This is a genomic window from Morganella morganii H1r (genome assembly GCF_000633515.1).
GTDB classification, from domain to species: domain Bacteria; phylum Pseudomonadota; class Gammaproteobacteria; order Enterobacterales; family Enterobacteriaceae; genus Morganella; species Morganella morganii_B.
Genome location: NZ_AYMP01000001.1, coordinates 134,155 through 156,424 on the forward strand (window position 1 = coordinate 134,155; position 22,270 = coordinate 156,424).

At 53.2% G+C, this 22,270-nt stretch carries 21 protein-coding genes; 6 read left to right on the plus strand and 15 right to left on the minus strand.

Annotation, left to right across the window (positions count from 1 at the left end; all coding sequences use genetic code 11):
- Positions 1 to 12 precede the first annotated feature (12 nt).
- Both U868_RS0100615 and U868_RS0100620 read left to right on the plus strand, forming a co-directional pair.
- Complete coding sequence (locus tag U868_RS0100615; RefSeq protein ID WP_025151591.1) at positions 13 to 2,535, plus strand: fimbria/pilus outer membrane usher protein; 2,523 nt, start codon at positions 13 to 15, stop codon at positions 2,533 to 2,535.
- A gap of 11 nt (positions 2,536 to 2,546) precedes the next feature.
- A complete protein-coding gene (locus U868_RS0100620; protein WP_162817193.1) occupies positions 2,547 to 3,599 on the plus strand; it encodes a fimbrial protein in 1,053 nt (350 codons plus the stop codon).
- 40 nt (positions 3,600 to 3,639) lie between these two features.
- On the opposite strand, the gene U868_RS0100625 is transcribed toward U868_RS0100620, so the two are convergent.
- The 4 genes from U868_RS0100625 to acs all read right to left on the minus strand — a co-directional run bounded on the left by U868_RS0100625 (position 3,640) and on the right by acs (position 8,333).
- Positions 3,640 to 4,218, minus strand: coding sequence for a hypothetical protein (locus tag U868_RS0100625; RefSeq protein ID WP_025151593.1), 579 nt, complete (start codon positions 4,216 to 4,218; stop codon positions 3,640 to 3,642).
- Positions 4,219 to 4,340: 122 nt separating this feature from the next.
- Positions 4,341 to 5,996, minus strand: a complete 1,656-nt coding sequence (locus U868_RS0100630; protein WP_025151594.1) for a cation acetate symporter — start codon at positions 5,994 to 5,996, stop codon at positions 4,341 to 4,343.
- A complete protein-coding gene (locus tag U868_RS0100635; RefSeq protein ID WP_004237915.1) occupies positions 5,993 to 6,304 on the minus strand; it encodes a DUF485 domain-containing protein in 312 nt (103 codons plus the stop codon). The genes U868_RS0100630 and U868_RS0100635 overlap by 4 nt, the downstream gene beginning before the upstream one ends.
- A 73-nt stretch (positions 6,305 to 6,377) precedes the next feature.
- Positions 6,378 to 8,333: an acetate--CoA ligase gene (acs, locus tag U868_RS0100640; RefSeq protein WP_025151595.1), complete on the minus strand. Its 1,956-nt coding sequence runs from the start codon at positions 8,331 to 8,333 to the stop codon at positions 6,378 to 6,380.
- Between the two features lie 369 nt (positions 8,334 to 8,702).
- Between acs and sodA the strand changes: the two genes are divergently transcribed.
- The 3 genes from sodA to U868_RS0100655 all read left to right on the plus strand — a co-directional run bounded on the left by sodA (position 8,703) and on the right by U868_RS0100655 (position 10,514).
- Positions 8,703 to 9,323, plus strand: a complete 621-nt coding sequence (gene sodA, locus U868_RS0100645; protein ID WP_025151596.1) for a superoxide dismutase [Mn] — start codon at positions 8,703 to 8,705, stop codon at positions 9,321 to 9,323.
- 88 nt (positions 9,324 to 9,411) lie between these two features.
- Entirely contained in the window at positions 9,412 to 10,095 is a 684-nt protein-coding gene (gene yiiM / locus U868_RS0100650) for a 6-hydroxyaminopurine reductase (RefSeq protein ID WP_025151597.1), read from the plus strand.
- Positions 10,096 to 10,223: 128 nt separating this feature from the next.
- On the plus strand, positions 10,224 to 10,514 hold the full coding sequence (locus U868_RS0100655) for a hypothetical protein (RefSeq protein ID WP_025151598.1): 291 nt from the start codon (positions 10,224 to 10,226) through the stop codon (positions 10,512 to 10,514).
- A gap of 67 nt (positions 10,515 to 10,581) precedes the next feature.
- Here U868_RS0100655 and dmsD read toward each other — a convergent pair whose 3' ends face one another.
- The 4 genes from dmsD to dmsA are packed head-to-tail and all read right to left on the minus strand — an operon-like array spanning position 10,582 to position 15,171.
- The gene (gene dmsD / locus U868_RS0100660) at positions 10,582 to 11,193 is read right to left on the minus strand and encodes a Tat proofreading chaperone DmsD (protein WP_025151599.1); all 612 of its coding nucleotides are present in this window, start codon (positions 11,191 to 11,193) and stop codon (positions 10,582 to 10,584) included.
- A gap of 33 nt (positions 11,194 to 11,226) precedes the next feature.
- The gene (locus tag U868_RS0100665) at positions 11,227 to 12,087 is read right to left on the minus strand and encodes a DmsC/YnfH family molybdoenzyme membrane anchor subunit (protein WP_025151600.1); all 861 of its coding nucleotides are present in this window, start codon (positions 12,085 to 12,087) and stop codon (positions 11,227 to 11,229) included.
- 1 nt (position 12,088) lies between these two features.
- Positions 12,089 to 12,706 carry a DMSO/selenate family reductase complex B subunit gene (locus tag U868_RS0100670; RefSeq protein WP_025151601.1) on the minus strand — a complete coding sequence of 206 codons (618 nt, stop codon included), beginning with the start codon at positions 12,704 to 12,706 and terminating at the stop codon, positions 12,089 to 12,091.
- 11 nt (positions 12,707 to 12,717) lie between these two features.
- Complete coding sequence (gene dmsA, locus U868_RS0100675; RefSeq protein WP_025151602.1) at positions 12,718 to 15,171, minus strand: dimethylsulfoxide reductase subunit A; 2,454 nt, start codon at positions 15,169 to 15,171, stop codon at positions 12,718 to 12,720.
- A gap of 351 nt (positions 15,172 to 15,522) precedes the next feature.
- On the opposite strand from dmsA, the gene U868_RS0100680 reads away from it, so the two are divergent.
- The gene (locus U868_RS0100680; protein ID WP_025151603.1) at positions 15,523 to 16,368 is read left to right on the plus strand and encodes a 4Fe-4S binding protein; all 846 of its coding nucleotides are present in this window, start codon (positions 15,523 to 15,525) and stop codon (positions 16,366 to 16,368) included.
- Positions 16,369 to 16,423: 55 nt separating this feature from the next.
- Here the strand turns inward: U868_RS0100680 and trpS are convergent, their stop codons facing one another.
- The 7 genes from trpS to U868_RS0100715 all read right to left on the minus strand — a co-directional run.
- Positions 16,424 to 17,452, minus strand: coding sequence for a tryptophan--tRNA ligase (gene trpS, locus U868_RS0100685; RefSeq protein WP_025151604.1), 1,029 nt, complete (start codon positions 17,450 to 17,452; stop codon positions 16,424 to 16,426).
- A 2-nt stretch (positions 17,453 to 17,454) separates the two neighbouring features.
- A complete protein-coding gene (locus tag U868_RS0100690; protein ID WP_025151605.1) occupies positions 17,455 to 18,174 on the minus strand; it encodes a phosphoglycolate phosphatase in 720 nt (239 codons plus the stop codon).
- Positions 18,171 to 18,845: a ribulose-phosphate 3-epimerase gene (gene rpe / locus U868_RS0100695; protein ID WP_025151606.1), complete on the minus strand. Its 675-nt coding sequence runs from the start codon at positions 18,843 to 18,845 to the stop codon at positions 18,171 to 18,173. The genes U868_RS0100690 and rpe overlap by 4 nt, the downstream gene beginning before the upstream one ends.
- Positions 18,846 to 18,885: 40 nt before the next feature.
- Positions 18,886 to 19,704 (minus strand): adenine-specific DNA-methyltransferase, encoded by an 819-nt coding sequence (gene dam / locus U868_RS0100700; protein ID WP_025151607.1) that lies wholly within the window; start codon positions 19,702 to 19,704, stop codon positions 18,886 to 18,888.
- 90 nt (positions 19,705 to 19,794) lie between these two features.
- A complete protein-coding gene (locus U868_RS0100705; protein WP_025151608.1) occupies positions 19,795 to 20,742 on the minus strand; it encodes an SPOR domain-containing protein in 948 nt (315 codons plus the stop codon).
- Between the two features lie 145 nt (positions 20,743 to 20,887).
- Positions 20,888 to 21,970, minus strand: a complete 1,083-nt coding sequence (gene aroB / locus U868_RS0100710) for a 3-dehydroquinate synthase (protein WP_025151609.1) — start codon at positions 21,968 to 21,970, stop codon at positions 20,888 to 20,890.
- A 31-nt stretch (positions 21,971 to 22,001) separates the two neighbouring features.
- A partial coding sequence (locus U868_RS0100715; protein ID WP_025151610.1) for a shikimate kinase occupies positions 22,002 to 22,270 on the minus strand: 269 nt, incomplete at its 5' end.

Sequence of the window (22,270 nt, forward strand, 5' to 3'; positions counted from 1 at the left end):
ACGGTCAATATCATGAAAAATAACCGCGCTGAAATCCGCACACATCTGCTGCCGCTTCTGATGATCCCGGTATGCGCGGCGGTACTTCCCCGTCATGTGACAGCTGCTGACTATTATCCGCCCGGCCTGCTGAATATTGCCGGCAGCGGACAAACGGTGACAAATGAAGAGCTGAGTGTATTCCGTGACAACGATGTGGCGGAAGGAAACTACGATGTCACCCTGTTTATCAATAAAGTAAAAATTGCCCGGATGGCTGTTCCGTTTGCGCTGATGACCGGCAAAGAGGATAAAGAAACCCTGCAGCCCTGCTTTACTGAAGCACAGTGGCATGCGTTCGGCATTATTTTTCCGGATAACACCGCTGTTCAGACCACACAGGACGGATGCGTTAATCTCAGCGGAATGGATTTTATCAGCGGCGATCTGGACTTAAACAACCAGATTTACTCCCTGACAGTGCCGCAGTCTCAGCTTAATCAGGACAAAATCCGCAGCCTGGAAGAAAAAAACTGGGATAACGGCATTCCGGCTGCGTTTGTGAATTACAATTTTTCCGCATTTAATCAGCGTAACCGTGGCAACACGCAGGACAGTTATTACGGAAATATCCGGACCCGGGTGAATATCGGAGCCTGGCGCTATAAAAATTATACCGTCTGGACACATAACCAAAGCGGCGGTGATAAATGGAATACCATCAGTAATACAATCGCACGCAATATTAATCCGATAAAAAGTGAGATAGCGGCCGGTAATCTGTATACCTCATCACAATTGTTTGACGGCGTGAAAATCCGCGGCGTTAATCTGAAAACCGATCGCATTATGGAACCCGCCGACAGCCGCAGCTATGTACCGGTCATCAGCGGTATGGCAAATTCAGAAGCGGTGGTATCCATTGTCCAGAATGGCGAAACCATTTTCCGCCAGACGGTACCGGCAGGCCCGTTTTCCATTACACAATATTACCCGATGAGTAACGGCGGTAACCTCTATGTCACCGTCAAAGAAACTGACGGGGCAGAAAACCAGTTTATTGTGCCTTTCTCGACAATCGCCAACCTTGAGCGCAAAGGCGGTTTCCGTTATGCCGTTTCTGCCGGGCAATACGACAGCAGTAATGACGGTGACGGGAAATTCCTCAGCCAGGCTGAAGCCTTTTATGGCGCGACCGATTACATCACCCTATACGGCGGAACATTTATTGCTGCTGACTATCATTCTGCCGGACTCGGTACCGCGCTGAATATGGGAACCGCAGGTGCTGTCACCACGGATATCCTGCATGCCCGCACCCGTCTGAATGATGAAGAAACCATCAGCGGTAATGCATTTCGTATCAATTACGCCAAACGGATTGAATCCACCAATACCAGCCTGACGCTGGCAGGTTATCGCCACTTTGATACCGGTTTCTACCGGTTTGAGGATGCCGCCGCCCGTAAGGAATATCAGCCGGATCAGCAACTGAAATTAAAAAATGAATACACACTGACACTGAACCAGCCGGTATTTTCTGACCGTGCCACACTCAACCTGACGTCAGTGATTTATCAGTACGGTAACGGGCAGACCAGCCGCTCCTATAACGCCGGTTTTAACAGTGATTTCAGCGGTATCAGTTACGGTGTGTATTACACCTATTCACAGGGTAATCAGTTTCAGGAACAGACAAAAAACAACCAGAGCCTGAGCATTAACCTGTCCGTACCACTGAGCTTCGGTGATTATCCGGTACGGGCAGCTTACAACCTGTCAACTGACAACAATCACCAGACCCAGCAGACCGCCCGCCTGAACGGTAATTTCGGTGAACATAGTCAGGGCAGCTGGGATGTTTATCAGGGGCATACCAATCAGGGTTCCGGCTATTCCGGCGGTATCAGCTCCTCATATCAGTCATCGTATGCGGTGATGAATGCCGGTTACTCTTACAGTCAGGATAATAAAAACCTGAGTTACGGCATCAGCGGCGCACTGGTCGCCACACAGTACGGCATGCTCGCGGCACCGGACTTACAGGAAACCAATGCCCTTGTTCTGACCAAAGATGCCGCCGGTGTCGGTGTGATCAACGGCCGGGCAATAAAGACCAATCATGCCGGTCTGGCACTGGTATCCGGCATGACACCGTACCGGAAAAACAATATCAGCATTGATACCCGGACACTGCCGGATGATGTGGAAATCGAAAATAATATTTCCGGCAATATGATCCCGACCAAAGGGGCATTAATTCTGGCCGATTTTAATACCAAAAAAGGCTATAAGCTGCTGCTGCGCCTGAAAACAACAGACGACCGGGAAATTCCGCTGGGTGCAGAGGCGGTCATGACCGGTGCGGAAACACAGTTAGTCTCCGGATTTAACAACCTCTATTTTCTGACCGAACAACCGGCAGGTGAAATCCGGATTAACTGGAAACAGGATGGTGCCGCACACACATGCAGTCTTCATTATGATACCGCACACACTGTACCGGTAAACGGACTCTATATTACAGATGCAGACTGCCGCACAGGCTCACAATGAGAAATAACATCATGATAATGTCAAAGAAAATAAGAAAAATTGCGGCTGTATCCGCCTTGCTGGCTGCCGGGTATCTGAGTGTATTCCCGGCGCAGGCTGCACAGGAATGCACACCCGGCGGCTCCAATGCACATATGCCGATGACGGCCCGGGTTGATCTTTCCCTGAGCGGGACGGTTAAGAAGAATGACAAGGTCGGTGAGTTCTTTTTTGATGGGCCGGGTTACGGAACACATATTGCCAACTGCGGCCCGGATTCAGAGGTCTATGGCTATGCCACCTATGGCGAAGGCAGCGGAATTATCGCCAGATATTACGGCGATATTGACGGTAATCCGGCTTATCACGTTTCTCCTTCCGGCGTGCAAAGACCCAGTTATGTTTATGTGCTGACCGATACCAGCACAGGAACCGTACTCCGCACCCAGCCCGGTGCCCGGATTACGGTGCCGGAAGGCCGTCTGGAACCGCTGAAACTGAAAATTGAAATCTATGCGGCGGTTGATAATCCTCCGACACTGTCACTGAATAATATGACAATCGGTGCCATCCTGCTCTCGCCGTTTGATAAGAACGGCGGAACAACCCGGTACACCTATTCTTATCTGCTGAAAGGAACGCTCCAGCAGGCACCGGTTTCCTGCAATGCAGAGAGTACCAATCTGGAATTTCGTCTGCCCCGCGCGCCGGTTTCTGCATTCCGTGAAAAAGGATTTCCTGACGCGGAATACAGCGCAGAAGATAATCTGACACTGACCTGTACCGGCGATGTCTCAGCAAAAATCAAATTACTCTCTGATAATACAGCCGATTACAACGGGAAACCGTCGGTGGTCAGGGTGGATAATGAAGGCAGAAATAATAATTCATCCGGTATCGGCTTTGTGGTCACGTCCCCCCTCAGCGATGAAACACCGTTGGTCAGTCAGGAGTTTGTCAAACTGGCCGATCTGAATGAAGGCACCACGACAGTCCCGCTGAAAGCACACTATTACCGCTACGGGAATGAGGTATCAGCGGGCAAAGCAGAAGCCACCGCTCAGTTTGTTTTACAGTTTAACTGAAGTCAGTGCCGTCCGGGTCGTTCCGGGCGGCTGCCGTCACTCAGCTGATGCCGGTGCATCCCCGCCATGCCATCGGCACAGCAGCAAGATGATAAAACGGCGTACCCAGCAGATAATGGTCATACACCGTCAGCCCCGGTGTTTTGTTTTTTTCCATCGCATAATATTCAACAGGAAGAATAAACGACAGTAATAACAATGAGATACCGGCATTCCGGACAGCACGGCGCGGCAGTGCGCGGCTCAGCAGGTGAACCACCGTAAAATATCCCCCGGAAACCACGATAAAAAACAGTACGATACCACTGTTTTCAGCCGGGAAATCGCCGGCTGATAAAGCGTATTTCTGATGAAGCAGATCAGGAAGCGTTGTCCGGTACCCAGCCCCCGCTCCGTGGCGGAAAAAAGCGGAAGCGGATAAGTTCAGCCCCCATAAAACTGTCAGCAGGGCGACAACAACTTTGCCTGCGGTATAGCGGAAGAGATACACATTTGCCAGCAGCAGTAATGTCCCCATTACCGTAATTTTTACATAGTACTCCGCACCCGGCCCGCCGGCTAACACCGCCGGTGCCAGAGCAACCGGTACAATCAGTAAAACAGAAGAAAAAAGACGCATAAATTAACTTTTGAGTAACATAAACGATCGGACTGCAGTAAACCATTAACAACCTGATAAAACAAGTGGCGGAGAGAAAGAAAAACGCGGCCTCCGGGACGGAGACCGCGCTGTGACATCTGTCAGTGAGATTTGCCCTCTTCAATTCCCAGCCCAATCTGAGAGCGGATAAACTGCGCCTCAAAGCGGCCGCGTTCTTCCTGACCCTGTGCGGAGTTATCCGTCACAGACACCAGCCAGGCCGCAATAAAGGCGGCAAACATCGAGAAAAGCGCCGGATATTCATACGGATAAATCGCTTTTTCATGCCCGAGAATACTGACCCAGATAGTCGGCCCCAGGATCATCAGCACCACTGCGGTTAATAACCCCAGCCAGCCCCCCGCCAGCGCGCCGCGTGTGGTCAGGCGTTTCCAATACATGGAGAGCAGAATGATCGGGAAGTTACAGCTCGCCGCGATAGAGAAAGCCAGCCCCACCATAAAGGCAATATTTTGTTTTTCAAACAGAACCCCCAGCCCGATAGCGACAATCCCGAGAATAATCACGGTGATTTTGGACACTTTTAATTCATCCCGCTCATTGGCTTTACCGTCTTTGATGGCACAGGCGTACAGATCGTGGGAAACCGCAGAAGCCCCCGCCAGGGTCAGTCCGGCAACAACCGCCAGGATAGTCGCGAATGCCACGGCGGAGATAAAGCCGAGGAACAGATTACCGCCGACGGCATCCGCCAGGTGCACCGCCGCCATATTGGTGCCGCCGATCAGTGCCCCGGCCGCATCTTTAAATACCGGGTTCGGGCTGACCAGCAGAATGGCGCCGAAGCCGATAATAAAAGTCAGGATATAGAAATAGCCAATGAATCCGGTGGCATAAAACACACTCTTACGCGCCTCTTTGGCATCACTGACCGTGAAGAAACGCATGATAATATGCGGCAGCCCGGCAGTACCGAACATCAGCGCCAGTCCCAGGGATAATGCGGAAATCGGATCTGACACCAAACCGCCGGGACTCATAATCGCCAACCCGTTTTTATGTACCGCAACTGCGTCTTTAAACAGGGTGTTAAAGTTAAAATCCACGGCTTTCATCACCATCAGCGCCATAAAGCTGGCACCGGCAAGTAACAGAACCGCCTTGATAATCTGCACCCAGGTCGTTGCCAGCATGCCGCCGAACAGGACATAAAACACCATCAGGATGCCGACCAGCACAACCGCCACGATATAGTTGAGTCCGAATAGCAGCTCAATCAGTTTACCGGCCCCGACCATCTGCGCGATCAGATACAGCGCCACCACCACCAGCGAGCCACTGGCAGACAGCACACGAATCGGCCGTGCTTTCAGACGGTAAGAGACCACATCCGCAAAGGTGTAGCGCCCGAGATTGCGCAGACGTTCCGCAATCAGGAACAGGATCACCGGCCAGCCGATCAGGAAGCCGATAGAGTAAATCAGGCCGTCATAACCGGAGGTGTAAACCAGCGCGGAGATCCCGAGGAAGGATGCGGCGGACATAAAGTCACCGGCGATCGCCAGCCCGTTCTGAAACCCGGTAATTTTCCCCCCTGCGGTGTAGTATTCCGCGCGGGAACGTGTCCGTTTTGCCGCCCAGTAAGTGATATACAATGTCAGGCCGACAAAAATCAGGAACATAATAATGGCCTGATAGTTTACCGGCTGGCGCTCCACCGGCCCGCTGATGGCATCCGCGTGACTGAGCAGCGGAAACAGCAGGGATAACAGAAGAGCAGAAAGGCGCGTTTTCATTGTTTCACCCCGCTGATAATTTCGGCGGTCAGACGGTCAAATTCCCCGTTGGCACGGATGGTATAAATACCGGTCAGGACAAACGCACTGACAATCAGTCCGACCCCGACAGGTATCCCGCGGGTGATAGTCAGACCTTCACCCAGTGGTGTCCCCAGCCATTGCGGGTCAAAGGCAATCAGAATAATAAAGCTGACATACAGCACAAGTGTAATCGCGGACAATGTCCATGAGAACCGGCTGCGCTTTCTGACCAGTTCCTGAAAGCGAGGGTCATTCTCCACCTGTTGATAAATGGATGCGCTCATTGAGGATACTCCTCTGTTTTTGTTATCCGGAGTGTCAGTGCCGCATAACACGGCACTGACTGGGGTTAGCGTGCTAGTTCATTTTGATGGCCTGCTTTTCTTCGAGCAGTTTTTCGACCACACCCGGGTCAGCCAGTGTTGAGACATCCCCCAGATTACCGGTGTCACCGGTGGCGATTTTACGGAGGATACGGCGCATAATTTTACCGGATCGCGTTTTCGGCAGAGAATCGGTCCAGTGAAGAATATCCGGAGTGGCAATCGGGCCGATTTCTTTACGGACCCAGTTCCTCACTTCCGCATACAATTCCGGTGTCGGCTCCTCGCCGTGGTTGAGTGTGACATAGGCATAAATAGCCTGCCCTTTGATACTGTGCGGGATCCCGACCACTGCCGCTTCGGCAATTTTCGGGTGTGAAACCAGTGCGGACTCCACTTCGGCAGTGCCGAGGCGGTGCCCGGAGATATTCAGCACATCATCCACCCGCCCGGTGATCCAGTAGTAGCCGTCTTCATCACGGCGGGTACCGTCCCCGGCAAAATACATACCTTTAAAGGCGGAAAAATACGTCTGTTCAAAACGTTCATGATCACCGAACAGGGTACGGGCCTGACCCGGCCAGGAATCCAGGATCACCAGATTCCCCTCGGTTTCACCGTCCAGGATTTCACCCTGGTTATCCACCAGTGCTGGCTGAACACCAAAGAATGGCACGGTCGCGGACCCCGGTTTCAGTTCAATCGCCCCCGGCATTGCGCCGATCATGCAGGCACCGGTTTCGGTCTGCCACCAGGTATCGACAATCGGGCAGCGGCTGTCACCGATGGTTTTGTAATACCACTCCCAGGCTTCGGGGTTAATCGGCTCGCCGACTGACCCCATAATGCGCAGTGATTTGCGGGAGGTGCCCTCAATCGCACTGAGACCTTCCGCCATCAGGGCGCGGATAGCGGTCGGCGCGGTATACAGGATATTGACCTGATGTTTATCGACAATCTGACACATCCGGTTGACCTTCGGATGGTTCGGTACGCCTTCAAACATCAGCGTGACAGCCCCGTTGGAGAGCGGGCCGTAAACCAGGTAGGTGTGTCCGGTTACCCAGCCGACATCCGCCGTACACCAGAACACTTCATCACCATGATAATCAAAGATATATTTAAATGTCAGCGTGGCATAAACCAGATAACCGCCGGTGGTGTGCAGCACGCCTTTCGGCTTGCCGGTCGACCCGGAGGTATAGAGGATAAACAGCGGATCTTCCGCATTCATTTCTTCCGGCGGGCAGTCCGCACTGACACCGCTGACAGCATCGTGCCACCAGATATCACGCCCTTCCTGCCACTCCACCGGATTACCGGTGCGGCGGAAAACAATCACACTGCTGACCGTGGTCACGCCCGGGTTTTTCAGGCCGTCATCCACATTTTTCTTCAGCGGGATAGTGCGCCCGGCGCGCAGACCTTCATCTGCGGTGATCACCATTTTTGCCCCGGAATCAATGACACGGCCGGAGACCGCCTCCGGTGAAAATCCGGCGAAAATCACCGAATGTACCGCACCGATACGGGCACAGGCCAGCATGGCAACCATCGCTTCCGGTACCATCGGCATATAAATCGCAACCACATCGCCTTTGCGGATCCCCTGCTGTTTCAGGACATTGGCAAACTGGCAGACATCATGATGCAGTTCACGGTAAGTGAGTGTGCGGGACTCATCCGGGCTGTCACCTTCCCAGATCACCGCCGGTTTATCACCACGCTCCGCCAGATGCCGGTCAAGACAGTTGGCACTGAGGTTCAGTGTGCCGTCCTCAAACCATTTAATACTGACATGGCCCGGATCAAAGGAGGTGTTTTTCACCCGCGTATAGGGCTTTATCCAGTCGACAATCTGACCTTTCTCACGCCAGTAGCTGCCGGGATCCTCAACAGACCGCTGATACTCGTCCAGATACTGCTGATGATTGATTAGCGCGTTTTCTGCAATTGCTTCGGGTACAGGATATTTCGTTATTTTTGTCATGATGCATCTCCTTTCAATTGTTAATGCTATGTCAAAATCACGTTAAATAAAGTTACCCTTCCGCCTTTGTTTCTTTTTTGCGCTAAAGATCACGGATTGAAAAAAGGGGTATTCACAGCGTTATCATTTGATGCAAAAAGCCATATCAACACAAAATATCACCTTTGATATAAAAAACAGCGCATAACATCATCAGATAAATACCAGATAAAATATTTAACTAAAATAAGACAGTAAACTAACAAATAAAAAGAATCCGCACAGATCGCACAGATCTGATAATCATTTTCATTATCATCTGTTTCATTATAATGTTTCTCCTGTTCACACCCGGTGTGAGCGGTTCGGTCAATTACTGGAGTTATAATTATGAGCTATGTATTACCTGCACTACCGTACGCTTATGATGCGTTAGAACCGCATTTCGATAAAATGACAATGGAAATTCACCATACCAAACATCATCAGACGTATGTAAATAACACCAACACCGCGCTGGAAGCCTTCCCTGAGATGGCAAACCTGGATATCGACGATCTGATCGCACAGCTCGATAAATTCCCGGCGGACAAACGTACCTTTATCCGTAACAACGCCGGTGGTCATTCCAACCACAGCATGTTCTGGAAAGGTCTGAAAACCGGCACCACATTACAGGGTGACCTGAAAGCAGCGATTGAGCGCGATTTCGGCAGCGTTGAGGCGTTTCAGGCTGAGTTTGAAAAAGCGGCCGCAACCCGTTTCGGTTCCGGCTGGGCATGGCTGGTACTGAAAGACGGTAAACTGGCTGTGGTTTCCACCGCCAACCAGGACAGCCCGCTGATGGGTGAAGCGATTTCCGGCACCTCCGGTTATCCGATCATCGGCCTGGATGTGTGGGAACACGCCTATTACCTGAAGTTCCAGAACCGCCGTCCGGATTACATCAAAGCATTCTGGTCTGTGGTGAACTGGGATGAGGCAGAAGCGCGTTTCGCTTCTGCAAAATAAGCCCTGAAATATGTGCGGGCGCTGTCCGCACATATTCTTCTTTCCCGCTTTCGATTATGATATCCGTCTCACTCAATACGGAGGCGGCATGGCATACATACCTTTAGTTTTCACCGGTCCCGTCAGGGATACCGCCCGCTGCGGGCGCAGCGCGATTGAAAAACGTCAGACCGAAGGCGTGATTGCCCTCAGTGCCACCGGACTCGCCGGTGACGAACAGGCGGAAAAAGCCTTTCACGGCGGCCCTGACCGCGCGTTGTGTCACTATCCCCGCGAACACTACGACTACTGGAAAATGATATATCCGGAGATTGAGGATCGCTTTGTCGCGCCGTTCTTCGGGGAAAATATATCCACCCTCGGCATGACAGAAGAAACCGTATTCATCGGGGATATTTATCAGTGGGGCAGCGCCGTGATTCAGGTCACCCAGCCGCGCTCACCATGTTACAAACTTAATCCGCTGACGGATGTGTCTGATTTTGCACAGGTGATGCAGGACTGCGGCCGTACCGGCTGGCTGTACCGTGTCGTCGGGAAAGGCGATGTCAGCAGTGATCAGCCGCTGAAACTGCTGACCCGCACCAGCGCGGTATCTGTCAGGGAAGCCGCTGCCATCGCGTTTCATCTGCCGTTTGATGAAACCGAATACCGTTATTTATTACAGGCATCCGGGCTTTCCGCCAGCTGGACACTGACCATGCAGCGCCGCCTGATAACCGGAAAAACCGAGGATTTTAACCGCCGGTTATTCGGTTCCGCCGCCGTGTAAGAATATGTAATCCCGGGTTCTCCCTGCTTTAAACCGGTTCCGGAATGTGTGATTATCATACCCGTTTCACGATGACCGCTGCTGACGCGGCAAATACACACAGACGACCTTCTAAACAGGAGACACGGATGAAATACCTGATAATGCTGCTGAGCCTGGCAGCACTTTCACTGCCCGCCGCCGCCGCAGATCAGAACAGTGCGGATGAGCTGGAAACCTTTACGGATAATGCCGAAAACTGCATCCATTTTGCCGGTGAATGGGATGTGTCCCTGCCGGCAGATCAGAAAAAAGATATCAAAAAAGCACTGGATGAAACCTGTCCTCCGGCCAAAGAGCAGCAAAAAGTATTGCGCGAAAAGTACCGCAATGACCCGGACATGCTCGCAAAAATTAATGAATTTGACCTCGGTCAGTAACATCCGCCGTAAAAAAAGCCCTTCCGGTCTGCACCGGAAGGGCTTTTTGATCTGATAGTGTGATGCCTCAGGCGAAAATCGTTTTCTCTGCCGGGATCACCGGCAGTGCATCCTGCCAGCCCCTGAGTGTCAGAGCCGTCAGGGCAGATAACCCTTCATAGAACGGACTGCCGCATTTTTCCTGCATCCGCGCCAGATAGAAGCGGGCCCACGGCAGAAGGTGTTCCGCCAGCAGTGAATTCAGGGCATCCGGACGATTTTCCGCCGTCCAGGCCGCCATCATCAGTAACAGACCGATGTGATCTTCCGGCTCATTCTGCGACAGCGCAATATCCACCTGATGCACACGCATCCACTCACGCAGGGCAACAGCGGAATCTCCGAACAGCACCTGCTCTTTATCCAGCCAGACAGAACCCCACGGTGACGCGGGCAGCGTCTGTGGCCCGATAAACAGCCGCTGATAAGCCTGCGCTAAGGTTTCCTCACCGGCGACCATCAGATTCAGCTTCTGCGCGGCAGTCTGCTTTTGTGCATCATCGCCGTACGGCCATTCTGCCACCCACTCCCCGGAAGAGAGCAGTTCTGTTATCTGCGCGATCTCTGACGGCGGATAGTAAAATGCCGCCCCGAGAATACGGGCCGTTAAAGCAACATCACTGACAGCTTGCTCACTCATTACTCAGGATCCCCGCCATAAAATACCCGCGTATCAGGACAGATAGGCCATACCCACTGTCATATGCAGCCCGTAGAAAATACCGCGGCCGATGATCTCCCCGGACAGCACCAGGACAAAACCGATCAGCATCATAATCACCGGCGGATTCGCCCGTTTCACCAGCGGCAGGATCCAGCAGGTCAGACCCAGCACCAGCAGAACCAGACGCCAGCCCATATACAGACCGAACTCCGGTACCAGCGCGGAAGCGCTCTGTACGGAACTGCGGATAAAGGCCAGATCAAACGCCTGAGACGTCACTGCGACCGCACTCGCCACCAGCGCAACGATACTCACCAGCGGCAGCCAGCTGATGCAGCGCAGGTCAAACCCGGCAATCCGCAGCAGCAGAGCCGCCAGCACCGGTCCGCCCAGCAGAGCCGTCAGCACAAAGTGAACTGTCGTGTACGGGGTATACCAGGTCGGTACCGTGGCAATCTGGTAAACCTGCGGAATGGCGTAAATAAAGACCACCGCCAGCACCATGACCACCAGCAGCCAGAGCTTACCAAGCGCCGCCGGCATTTTGTTCAGCACCGCCAGCAGCCAGTAAAAACCACCGGCAGCGAAGAAGACCGAACCGGCCGCAATTTCATTACTGAGCGACGAACTGCCGAGGCGGTTAAACGCATTAAACGCACGCAGCGGTGTACCCATGTGCATCATGGAGAGCAGGAAACCCACCCCCATCAGCACCCACAGGCCGAACATGCTGTAATGCACTTTACGGTTCATTTCCGGTGACAGTTTTCCGGACAACAGCACTGCCGCCATCACAATAAATGCCCCTGCCACGCTCTGCCCGATGGTGGTAAAAAACATCAGCGGCCATTCATGAATTCCCGATCCCATGTTATACCTCCTCCGGGTTCGCCAGATGGCCTGTGGTATCCCCGACAGGACGGCTGTTGGCATTCAGTTTTAAAACGATATTCGGGTGTGTGTATTCCGCAGACGGCAGCGGCGCGATCTCCGCCAGTGTGCCGTATCTGGCCCGCAGCTCCTCAATCGGCCCCATATCCAGTGCCCGCAGCGGACAGGATTCAACACAGATCGGCTTTTTGCCTTCCGCGACGCGCTCATAGCAGCCGTCACATTTGGTCATATGGCCTTTGACCTCATCAAACTGCGGTGCGCCGTACGGACACGCCATATGACAGTAGCGGCAGCCGATACACACTTCCTCATTCACCACCACAAAACCGTCTTCCCGCTTGTGCATTGCACCGCTCGGGCAGACTTTGGCACAGGCCGGGTCATCACAGTGGTTACAGGAGATGGAGAGGTAGTAAGCAAACACATTCTGCTGATACACACCATCCTGCTCTGTCCAGTCGCCGCCCGCATATTCATAGATACGGCGGAAATTCACGTCCGGAGATAAGTTTTTAAAGTCTTTACAGGCCAGCTCGCAGGTTTTGCAGCCGGTGCAGCGACTTGAATCAATGTAGAAACCATATTGCGTTGACATAAATCGCTTCCTCAGGCCTTAACGACTTCAACCAGGTTGGAATGGGACGGATTCCCTTTCGCCAGCGGCGACGGGCGCTGAGTGGTTAACACGTTAATGCTGCCCGCGTGATCGATACGATCGCCGTCCGGGCTGTACCATGCACCTTCACCCAGACCGACAACGCCCGGCAGAATACGCGGAGTGACTTTCACATTGACGCGCACTTCACCGCGATCGTTGAAGACCTTCACATTATCACCGTGCGCAATCCCGCGTTTCGCAGCATCAACAGGGTTAATCCACAGTTCCTGCGGACAGGCGGCTTTCAGCACATCAACGTTGCCGTAAGTGGAGTGAGTCCGGGATTTGTAGTGGAAACCGGTCATCTGTAACGGGTATTTTTCCTGAAGCGGATCACCGGCATGCTCAAAGCCTGCGGAATACACCGGCAGCGGATGAATTTCATCCCCTTCATTCAGTTCCCAGGTATCACGGAGTTCCGCCAGCTGCGCGGAATAGATCTCGATTTTGCCTGACGGCGTGGTCAGCGGGTTTGCCTGCGGGTCATTGCGGAAATCGCGGTACGCCACATGGTGTCCCTGCGGATCGCGTTTTTTGAAAATGCCCTGTTTGCGGAATTCATCAAACGCCGGCAGTTCCGGCAGTGCGGCACGGGACTGCTCATACAGGTGACGCAGCCACTCTTCCTGAGTACGGCCTTCGGTAAACTGATCACCGACTCCCATCCGTTTGGCGATTTCGCTGGTCATGTCATAGATATTGCGGCTTTCAAAGCGCGGTTCGATTGCCTGATCGGCAAAAATCACATACCCCATATTACCGGCGGAGGCATCCATGCAGAAATCCATCTGTTCAGAAGCGGTGCAGTCCGGCAGCAGGATATCCGCATATTTGGCGGAGGAGGTCAGGTGGTTATCGATCACCACAATCATCTCGCACTTACTCTCATCCTGAAGGATGTCATGGGTGCGGTTGATTTCGGAGTGCTGGTTCACCAGGCAGTTACCGGCATAGTTCCAGACCATTTTGATCGGTACATCCAGCTTGTCTTTACCGCGCACACCATCACGGGTGGCAGTCATCTCTTCGCCGCGCAGAATCGCATCTGTCCACATAAACATGGAGATACTGGTTTGCACCGGGTTGGTCAGGGTCGGCATGCGGACAAACGGGATTGCGTAAGAGCCTTCACGCGCACCGGTGTTACCGCCGTTAATCCCCACGTTGCCGGTCAGAATAGAGAGCATGGCAATGGCGCGGGATGCGGTTTCGCCGTTTGAGCGGCGCTGCGGACCCCAGCCCTGGGTAATATAAGCCGGTTTGGCAGTACCGATTTCCCGCGCCAGTTTCACAATCCGCGCCGCCGGAATACCGGTGATTTTGGCTGCCCATTCCGGGGTTTTCGCCACGCCGTCAGGCCCTTCACCTAAAATATACGCTTTATAGTGGCCGTTGGCCGGTGCACCGGCAGGCAGGGTGGTTTCGTCATAACCGACACAATATTTATCGAGGAACGGCTTATCCACCAGGTCTTCGTTGATCATCACATACGCCAGCGCGCTGACCAGTGCGGCATCTGTTCCCGGACGGATCGGGATCCATTCATCCTCACGCCCTGCCCCGGTATCGGTATAACGCGGATCGATGATAATCATGCGGGCATTTGATTTTTCGCGTGCCTGCTCAACATAATAGGTCACACCGCCGCCGCTCATGCGGGTTTCGCCCGGGTTGTTACCGAACAGCACCACCAGCTTGCTGTTTTCAATATCTGACGGGCTGTTACCGTCCGCCCAGCCGCCGTAGGTGTAATTCAGACCGGCTGCAATCTGCGCGGTACTGTAGTCACCGTAGTGATTCAGATAACCGCCGCAGCAGTTCATCAGACGGGCAATCAGTGTTGCTCCCGGCGGCCAGGACTTGGTCATGGTGCCGCCGAGGGTGCCGGTGCCGTAGTTAAGGTAGATAGATTCGTTACCGTAATCGCGGATCAGGCGTTTCATGGTACCAGCGATAGTATCAAACGCCTCTTCCCAGGTGATGCGCTCGAATTTGTTCTCACCACGTTTACCCACACGTTTCATCGGGTATTTCAGGCGATCCGGGTTGTACACCCGGCGGCGCATGGAACGACCGCGCAGACAGGCGCGAACCTGATGCAGGTCTTCGTAGACATCATCACCGGTATTGTCGGTTTCAACATATCTGATTTCGCCGTCAACCACATGCATCCGTAACGGACAGCGGCTGCCGCAGTTAACCGTACAGGCGCTCCAGACCACTTTCTCATCAGAAGCTGCCGCAGGTGCCGGGGTAGTTTCAGCGGCAGACGCCGTATGGCTGAACGGGAGGGATAACCCGCCCGCTGCAACTGCCAGTCCGCCGGCCGCACCGGAGGCTTTGACAAACCCGCGCCGCGTCAGCGGCGCAGTGAACAACGCCGTTTCTTTCATCTTTGTCATATACATTGCTCGCTTAATTGATTTTGTTATCGTTATTATTATTGTTAGTTGCCGGGTAACGGCTTATTGTCAGATTGCGACTGGTAACCATTCGCAATAAATTATTTGTAATACAATAATCTACGGTTATTAACCTGTCGTTATTTTACGGTTTTACGATTCAGCCGGGTTGTTTTGCATCAAAAAATGAGCACGGGAAAAGCAGATTATTGATCCTGTTAGTGGCAGGCAGTATCCGGTCATGGGAAAATAGTGACTAACTCAATATTATGATCAGGAAAAGGGGTTAACGTTATCAGACGCAGCGCATTCAACTACCTGATAAACGGCGAAAAAACCACACCACCGTCAGTGAATGATCACTGTGTCAGGAAGAAACTCAAAAACAGTCAGTGTGATAACTGCGCCGCCTGCTGCCCGGCAGATGCGGTAACGTTCGGCTATCTCGACGTCAACATTGATAATGACCGCTGCTTTCAGTGCGGAAACTGCCTGTTTGTCTGCCCGTCTGATGCCATTGAACACATCCCTGTCCGTGAACGCAGCTATAACAATAGCGGGCAACTGGTGATTGAGAAGAAAGAAACCCCGGCCAGCGCGGAAGAGCTGCTGGTCTGGCACCGGCAGTACCATATCCGCGGGATGCAGATCGCCGAACCGGAAGTTGATAACTGGCTGCCGGTACTGGCAGAGCTCAATCTGCGCCTGAAAGCACTCGGGGAACCTATCTGGCAGCTGGCCATTATCCCGCCGCCGCCGGTGGATACCGGAAAACGTTTTGCATTGTTCCGGCAGAAAACCATCAGTACAGGGCTGAATACCGGCCGCGCCAGAACCGGCCTGAATGAGCGCAAAAAACTCTGGCCGGATGACAGCTGGTTCGATGTGCGCCCGGATACGGAAAACTGTATTTTGTGTACCGCCTGCGCGGCAGTGTGTCAGGAAGGGGCGATCACCATTGCGGATAATCAGTTTACCGTGGATAAGACAAAATGCAGCGGCTGTATGAGCTGCCGCGATGTCTGTTTCCCGAAAGCGATCGATGTCATAACGCAGGCAGAAAAAAACAGTCAGCCGGTCCGCTATGCGTATTTTGATGCCCATTGCAGCAGTTGTCATCTGCCTTTTATGAGCTGGCAGCCGGGACAGACATTATGTCCGGTATGCCGTTCACGGAAGGAAAAAGGCTGGCTGTAACGACAGAGATAAAAAAAGCGCCAAAAGGCGCTATTTTTATCTGTATATCATATGATTACAGCGGACGGCGCACAAAACCGATTGCATCGTGTACTTTATCCAGGGTGACCTGTGCGCGGGCAGAGGCTTTCTCCGCACCTTCTTTCATCACCCGGTTCAGTAACACATCGTCGTTACGGATTTCGTGATAACGGGTCTGTAACTCTGTCAGCATACCGGAAACCGCATCCGCGACCGCACCTTTCAGGTGACCGTACATCTGGCCTTCAAATTCCGCTTCCAGCGCAGCAACCGGTTTGCCGGTCACACCGGAGAGGATATCCAGCAGGTTGGAGACACCCGGTTTATTTTCCAAATCATAAATTACACGAGGCGGCTCTTCAGAGTCTGTTACCGCGCGTTTGATTTTCTTCGCTGCTGATTTCGGATCTTCCAGCAGTGCGATCAGGTTGTTACGGTTATCATCGGACTTCGACATTTTTTTCGCCGGGTCCTGTAACGCCATCACACGGGAACCGCCTGACGGGATAAACGGATCCGGCACCACAAACACATCACCGTAAATGGCATTGAAGCGCTGTGCGATATCGCGGCTCAGCTCCAGATGCTGTTTCTGGTCGATACCGACCGGCACCTGGTTAGTCTGATACAGCAGGATATCGGCGGCCATCAGCACCGGATAGTCAAACAGACCGGCGTTGATGTTTTCGGCATGACGGGCAGATTTATCTTTAAACTGCGTCATGCGGCTCAGTTCGCCGAAATAGGTGTAGCAGTTCAGCGCCCAGCCGAGCTGTGCATGCTGCGGTACATGGGACTGAACAAACAGCGTATTTTTCGCCGGTTCCAGGCCGCAGGCCATATAGAGTGACAGTGTATCCAGTGTGCGTTTGCGCAGCTCCGCCGGATCCTGACGGACCGTGATCGCGTGCTGGTCAACGATGCAGTAAATGCAGTCAAAATCATCCTGCATTTTCACCCACTGACGCAGTGCGCCCATGTAGTTACCGATGGTCAGTTCACCGGAAGGCTGTGCGCCGCTGAATACAACGGGTTTGTGTGCTTTGGTGTTAGTTCCGCTCATGATTATCCTTCCTGATGAGTTAACGGAGGCAGCCCGAGTGCTGGCAGCAGACCCGCGAAGTCGGACAGTACGCAATCCGGATTGCTGTCCGCAATCGGAATACCGTAGTTGTAGCCGTAGGTCATGCCGACACAGGGACATTCCGCTGCCCGTGCCGCCAGGATGTCATTGCGGGAATCCCCGACAAACAGCATCTCTTCCTTACGCAGCCCGAACTCACCCAGCGTCAGGTAGAGCGGTGCCGGATGCGGCTTCTTATTTTTCACATCATCCCCGCCGAGCACGACAGAGAAAAATTTATCCAGACCGGCTTCAGCCAGCAGCGGCGGAATAAACTGAGACGGTTTGTTGGTCACGATAGCCAGATCCAGCCCTGCGTCTGCCATTACCTGTAAGGTTTCTGCCACATGCGGAAATGCCGGACTGCCGGTTTTAACCGTCTCAGCATAAAAATCATCAAACAACTGACGGCATTTTGCGTGCAGTGCAGCATCAGGTTTTTCACCGGTTGCATGAATCAGAGCACGCTCCAGTAACATATCAACACCGTTACCGACCCAGACAGAGGCCATTTCCCGGCCCGCTTTCCGGTAGCCCAGTGCTTCCAGTGCGCGATCAGTTGCTTCCGCCAGTCCCTGAATACTGTCAGTCAGTGTGCCGTCCAGATCAAATGCAACGGCTTTAATCCCTGTAAATTGCTGTACTGCTGTTTTTTCTGTCATGCTGAAACCTTTGTTAATTCTTTACGCATATCATCAATCACGGCTTTGTAATCCGGTTTGCCGAAAATCGCAGAGCCGGCCACAAACATATCCGCACCGGCCTGCGCCACTGCCGCGATATTTTCAGTCTTAATTCCGCCGTCGACTTCGAGGCGGATGTCACGGCCGCTGGCATCAATACGGTGGCGGACTTCTTCCACTTTTTTCAGTGTTTCCGGAATAAAGGACTGACCACCGAAGCCCGGGTTGACCGACATCAGCAGGATCAGATCCAGTTTATCAATCACATAATCGAGGTAACTGAGCGGCGTGGCCGGGTTGAATACCAGGCCCGGTTTGCAGCCGCATTCGCGGATAAGCTGAATGGTGCGATCAATGTGCTCGCTCGCTTCCGCGTGGAATGAAATGTAGGTTGCGCCCGCTTTGGCAAAGTCCGGCACAATGCTGTCCACCGGTTTTACCATCAGATGCACATCGATCGGCGCAGTAATACCGTAATCACGCAGCGCCTTACACACCATCGGCCCGATAGTCAGGTTCGGGACATAATGGTTATCCATCACATCGAAGTGAACCACATCGCCGCCTGCGGCGAGAACCTTCGCGGTGTCTTCCCCCAGACGGGCAAAGTCAGCAGATAAAATGGACGGAGCAATCAAAAACTCTTTCATTCCTGTTTCCTCTTAATAAGACGCCGCCGGGTTCAACGGCTTACTGTCCGCGGTAAAGCGCCAGTAATTCATTCACTTTCTGGCGGTTAAGTGTGTTGCGGCTGATAGTGCGGCGTACTTTGACTATATGCAGTTGCGCCTGATGATACCACTCCCGCGTCAGCGGGGTGTCATGATTCGAGATCAGAACCGGCACTTTGCGATCCGACGAAAGCATTTGTGCCAGCTGTGCCAGATTCTGCTGCTCCGGCAGCCCGAATCCGCTGGTGTGATACGCCGTAAAATTGGCCGTCAGTGACAACGGCGCATAAGGCGGATCACAATAGACGATATCCCCGGTACCTGCATTCTCCATGCTGGTCACATAAGACTGACAGACAAACACGGCGTTACGGGCTTTTTCCGCGAACCACAGCAGTTCGGCTTCCGGGAAATAGGGTTTGCGGTAGCGCCCGAAGGGCACATTAAACCGGCCTTTGGAATTATAACGGCACAAACCGTTATAACAATGGCGGTTCAGATAGAGAAACAGAATGCTGCGCTCGAAATGATCCGTGCTCTGATTAAACCGTTCCCGCAGCGCATAGTACTGTAATTCATCATTAAACTGCGGCGTGAACAGTTTGCGGGACTCATCGATAAACTCCTGAGTCCGCTGCTTTACCATGGTATAGAGGTGGATCAGGTCACTGTTGATATCCGCCAGCACATAGCGCGGATAATCTGTATTGAGAAAAACCGACCCCGCGCCGACAAAGGGCTCAATAAGACAATCACCCTCCGGCAGATGCCGTTTTATTTCATCTGCCAGAGTGTATTTTCCGCCGGCCCACTTCAAAAATGCGCGTTGTTTCTTCATGCTGTCTGTAATCATTGCTCAAAAAGGCCAGAGCCGCCGATTCTGCTCTGTTTCAGACAGCAAATCAGCACCTGACGGAATCCGTGTTTATTATTTCATGTCCTGATGCACTTGCTGCATCTTTCTGACCCACGGTTTTTTCTCCCGGATTTCAGCAGGCAGACGCTCAACTTCCTGTTTTGCATCCCCGATTGTCGGGAAATTACCGTACACCAGGACATACCACGATTTTCCGTTACGTGTTGTCTCATAAACCTGATAATTGGATAACCCGTGCTTCTGCGCAAAGGCTTTCAGCGTATCCGCACGGCTCGCGCTGCTCAGCTGCAGGGTATAGTTCCCGGCAGGCGCTTTGGCGATCGCAGTGCTGCTTTTTGACGGAGCCGGTGCCGCTGTGGCCGGTTTGGTGGTTTCACGCGGTTTGGACGGTGTTGCCGTGGTGGTTTTCACCGGCTGAGGTTTCACCTGCTGTACCGGTTTCTTCGGCTCTTCCTGCGGGGTGACCACCGGCGGCAGATTATTCATATTCTGCTGCGCCGCATTATTGATACCCGCCTGCGTATTTCCCTGATTCAGGGCATCGTTAATATCTCCCGGGATATCCACGCGCTGACCGGTACCGGTTGTCTGTGACGGCGGCTGTGCCTGTGTCGGCAGATTATTGATAGCCGGGAGATTCACGCCGGTCTGTGACGGTACCGGTTCAGTTGGCTGTAACGATGTTGCACCGTCATTGCTGCCGGTACCAAGGGTAATCGGGCGTTCGCCGTTTTGTGCCTGCTGTGGTGCTTCCGGTTCTGACGGCGATTTCAGCGCAGAGCTTATCGCGATAATCAGTAATACCAGGACCACAACCGCCACGCCGATCATCATCTGCTGGCGGGAGACGGCAAACTTAGGCCGTGACTGCTGCGGACGCGGACGCGGGTTACGGCGTTCAGGGCGCTCCGGTCTGTCAGATGCATCCGGACGGATAGAGTCATCATCCGGCTGGCTGAAAATCTGTGGTTCTTGCTTTTCGGGTTTAAAGCCGTCCATTTTGCCCTCCCATCAGAGCAGAAACTGTGTCTTTGGATATAACAGAAGAGAACTGACGCCCGGTGTGTGCGTCACATGCGTAGTGTAACCATTTTCCCGGCACTCAGCGAGACAGATATCAAAAAACTTCTGTCCGCCGCTTCCGTTATACGGACTGAATGGCAGCCAGCACCTTGTCATGCGGGATATCCGCACGGACAACCGACCGGCCGATCGTTTCCGGGACAATCAGATGCAGTTTACCGCCCTGCACTTTTTTATCCCGCATCATGTGCGGCAGATAGGCGTCCGCCGCCATGGATTCCGGTCCGCGCACCGGCAGCCCGGCGCGGGTAAGCAGTGCAATAACCCGCTCAGTTTCTTCCGGGCGGAAGGTTCCGAGCAGTTCAGCCGTGCGTGCAGCCATCACCATCCCTGCGGCGACTGCCTCGCCGTGCAGCCAGACACCGTAGCCCATTTCCGCCTCAATGGCGTGGCCGAATGTATGACCGAGATTCAGCAGTGCGCGCAGCCCGCTGGTCTCTTTTTCATCCGCAGCCACCACCTGTGCTTTCAGCTCACAGCAGCGGCGGATGCAGTACGCCATCGCCTGCGGCTCAGGAGCCAGCAGACGGTCGATATTGTTTTCCAGCCAGATAAAGAAATCGTGATCCAGAATAATGCCGTATTTGATGACTTCCGCCAGCCCTGAAGCCAGTTCACGGCGCGGCAGGGTGTTCAGGCAGCCGAGATCAATCACCACACTGACCGGCTGCCAGAAGGCACCGATCATATTTTTGCCCAGCGGATGGTTCACGCCGGTTTTACCGCCGACAGACGAATCCACCTGAGACAGCAGCGTGGTCGGCACCTGGATAAAACGGACACCGCGCTGATAGCTCGCTGCCGCAAATCCGGTCAGATCACCGATAACACCGCCGCCAAGCGCAATCAGCGTGGTATCACGCCCGTGATTGTTTTCCAGCAGTGCGGTAAAAATACGGTCAAGAGTGGTCAGGGATTTATACTGCTCGCCGTCCGGCAGGATCACGGAATCCGCCTGCACACCGGCGTGCGCAAGATTATCGGCCAGTGTCTGAAGATACAGCGGGGCAAGGGTTTCGTTGGTAACTATCATTGCACGCTGACCGGCGGTCAGCGGCGCAAAGGTGCCGGAGAGGGAAAAGAGACCCGGAGCAATTGAAATAGGATAAGCACGCTCACCCAGAGTCACAGTCACTTTTTCCATGGCACCTCCGCATGTTGCCGGTAAAATGAAATTAACTGTTGGTTTCTAACAGTTCAATGATTTGGTTTGCAACCACTTTTGCACTCTGATCATCGGTATGGATAGTGATATCCGCGATCTCTTCATACATCGGATTGCGTTCATCGGCCAGTTTGACCAGGACTTCCCGGACCGGCTCATCGACCTGTAACAACGGACGCTTTTTATCGCGCTGTGTCCGGGCCAGTTGTTTTTCAATATTGGTCTCAAGGTACACAACCACACCCCGCGCAGACAGGCGGTTGCGGGTCTCCCGTGACT

Coding starts and splice junctions, on each gene's coding strand:
- U868_RS0100635 (WP_004237915.1), bottom strand. CDS start 6,304: ATGAGCGCATCCATTTATCAACAGGTGGAGAATGACCCTCGCTTTCAG.
- sodA (WP_025151596.1), top strand. CDS start 8,703: ATGAGCTATGTATTACCTGCACTACCGTACGCTTATGATGCGTTAGAA.
- U868_RS0100615 (WP_025151591.1), top strand. CDS start 13: ATGAAAAATAACCGCGCTGAAATCCGCACACATCTGCTGCCGCTTCTG.
- U868_RS0100665 (WP_025151600.1), bottom strand. CDS start 12,087: ATGGGATCGGGAATTCATGAATGGCCGCTGATGTTTTTTACCACCATC.
- U868_RS0100630 (WP_025151594.1), bottom strand. CDS start 5,996: ATGAAAACGCGCCTTTCTGCTCTTCTGTTATCCCTGCTGTTTCCGCTG.
- dmsD (WP_025151599.1), bottom strand. CDS start 11,193: ATGAGTGAGCAAGCTGTCAGTGATGTTGCTTTAACGGCCCGTATTCTC.
- yiiM (WP_025151597.1), top strand. CDS start 9,412: ATGGCATACATACCTTTAGTTTTCACCGGTCCCGTCAGGGATACCGCC.
- U868_RS0100625 (WP_025151593.1), bottom strand. CDS start 4,218: ATGCGTCTTTTTTCTTCTGTTTTACTGATTGTACCGGTTGCTCTGGCA.
- U868_RS0100690 (WP_025151605.1), bottom strand. CDS start 18,174: ATGACAGAAAAAACAGCAGTACAGCAATTTACAGGGATTAAAGCCGTT.
- dam (WP_025151607.1), bottom strand. CDS start 19,704: ATGAAGAAACAACGCGCATTTTTGAAGTGGGCCGGCGGAAAATACACT.
- aroB (WP_025151609.1), bottom strand. CDS start 21,970: ATGGAAAAAGTGACTGTGACTCTGGGTGAGCGTGCTTATCCTATTTCA.
- U868_RS0100655 (WP_025151598.1), top strand. CDS start 10,224: ATGAAATACCTGATAATGCTGCTGAGCCTGGCAGCACTTTCACTGCCC.
- U868_RS0100670 (WP_025151601.1), bottom strand. CDS start 12,706: ATGTCAACGCAATATGGTTTCTACATTGATTCAAGTCGCTGCACCGGC.
- U868_RS0100705 (WP_025151608.1), bottom strand. CDS start 20,742: ATGGACGGCTTTAAACCCGAAAAGCAAGAACCACAGATTTTCAGCCAG.
- dmsA (WP_025151602.1), bottom strand. CDS start 15,171: ATGACAAAGATGAAAGAAACGGCGTTGTTCACTGCGCCGCTGACGCGG.
- trpS (WP_025151604.1), bottom strand. CDS start 17,452: ATGAGCGGAACTAACACCAAAGCACACAAACCCGTTGTATTCAGCGGC.
- acs (WP_025151595.1), bottom strand. CDS start 8,333: ATGACAAAAATAACGAAATATCCTGTACCCGAAGCAATTGCAGAAAAC.
- rpe (WP_025151606.1), bottom strand. CDS start 18,845: ATGAAAGAGTTTTTGATTGCTCCGTCCATTTTATCTGCTGACTTTGCC.
- U868_RS0100620 (WP_162817193.1), top strand. CDS start 2,547: ATGATAATGTCAAAGAAAATAAGAAAAATTGCGGCTGTATCCGCCTTG.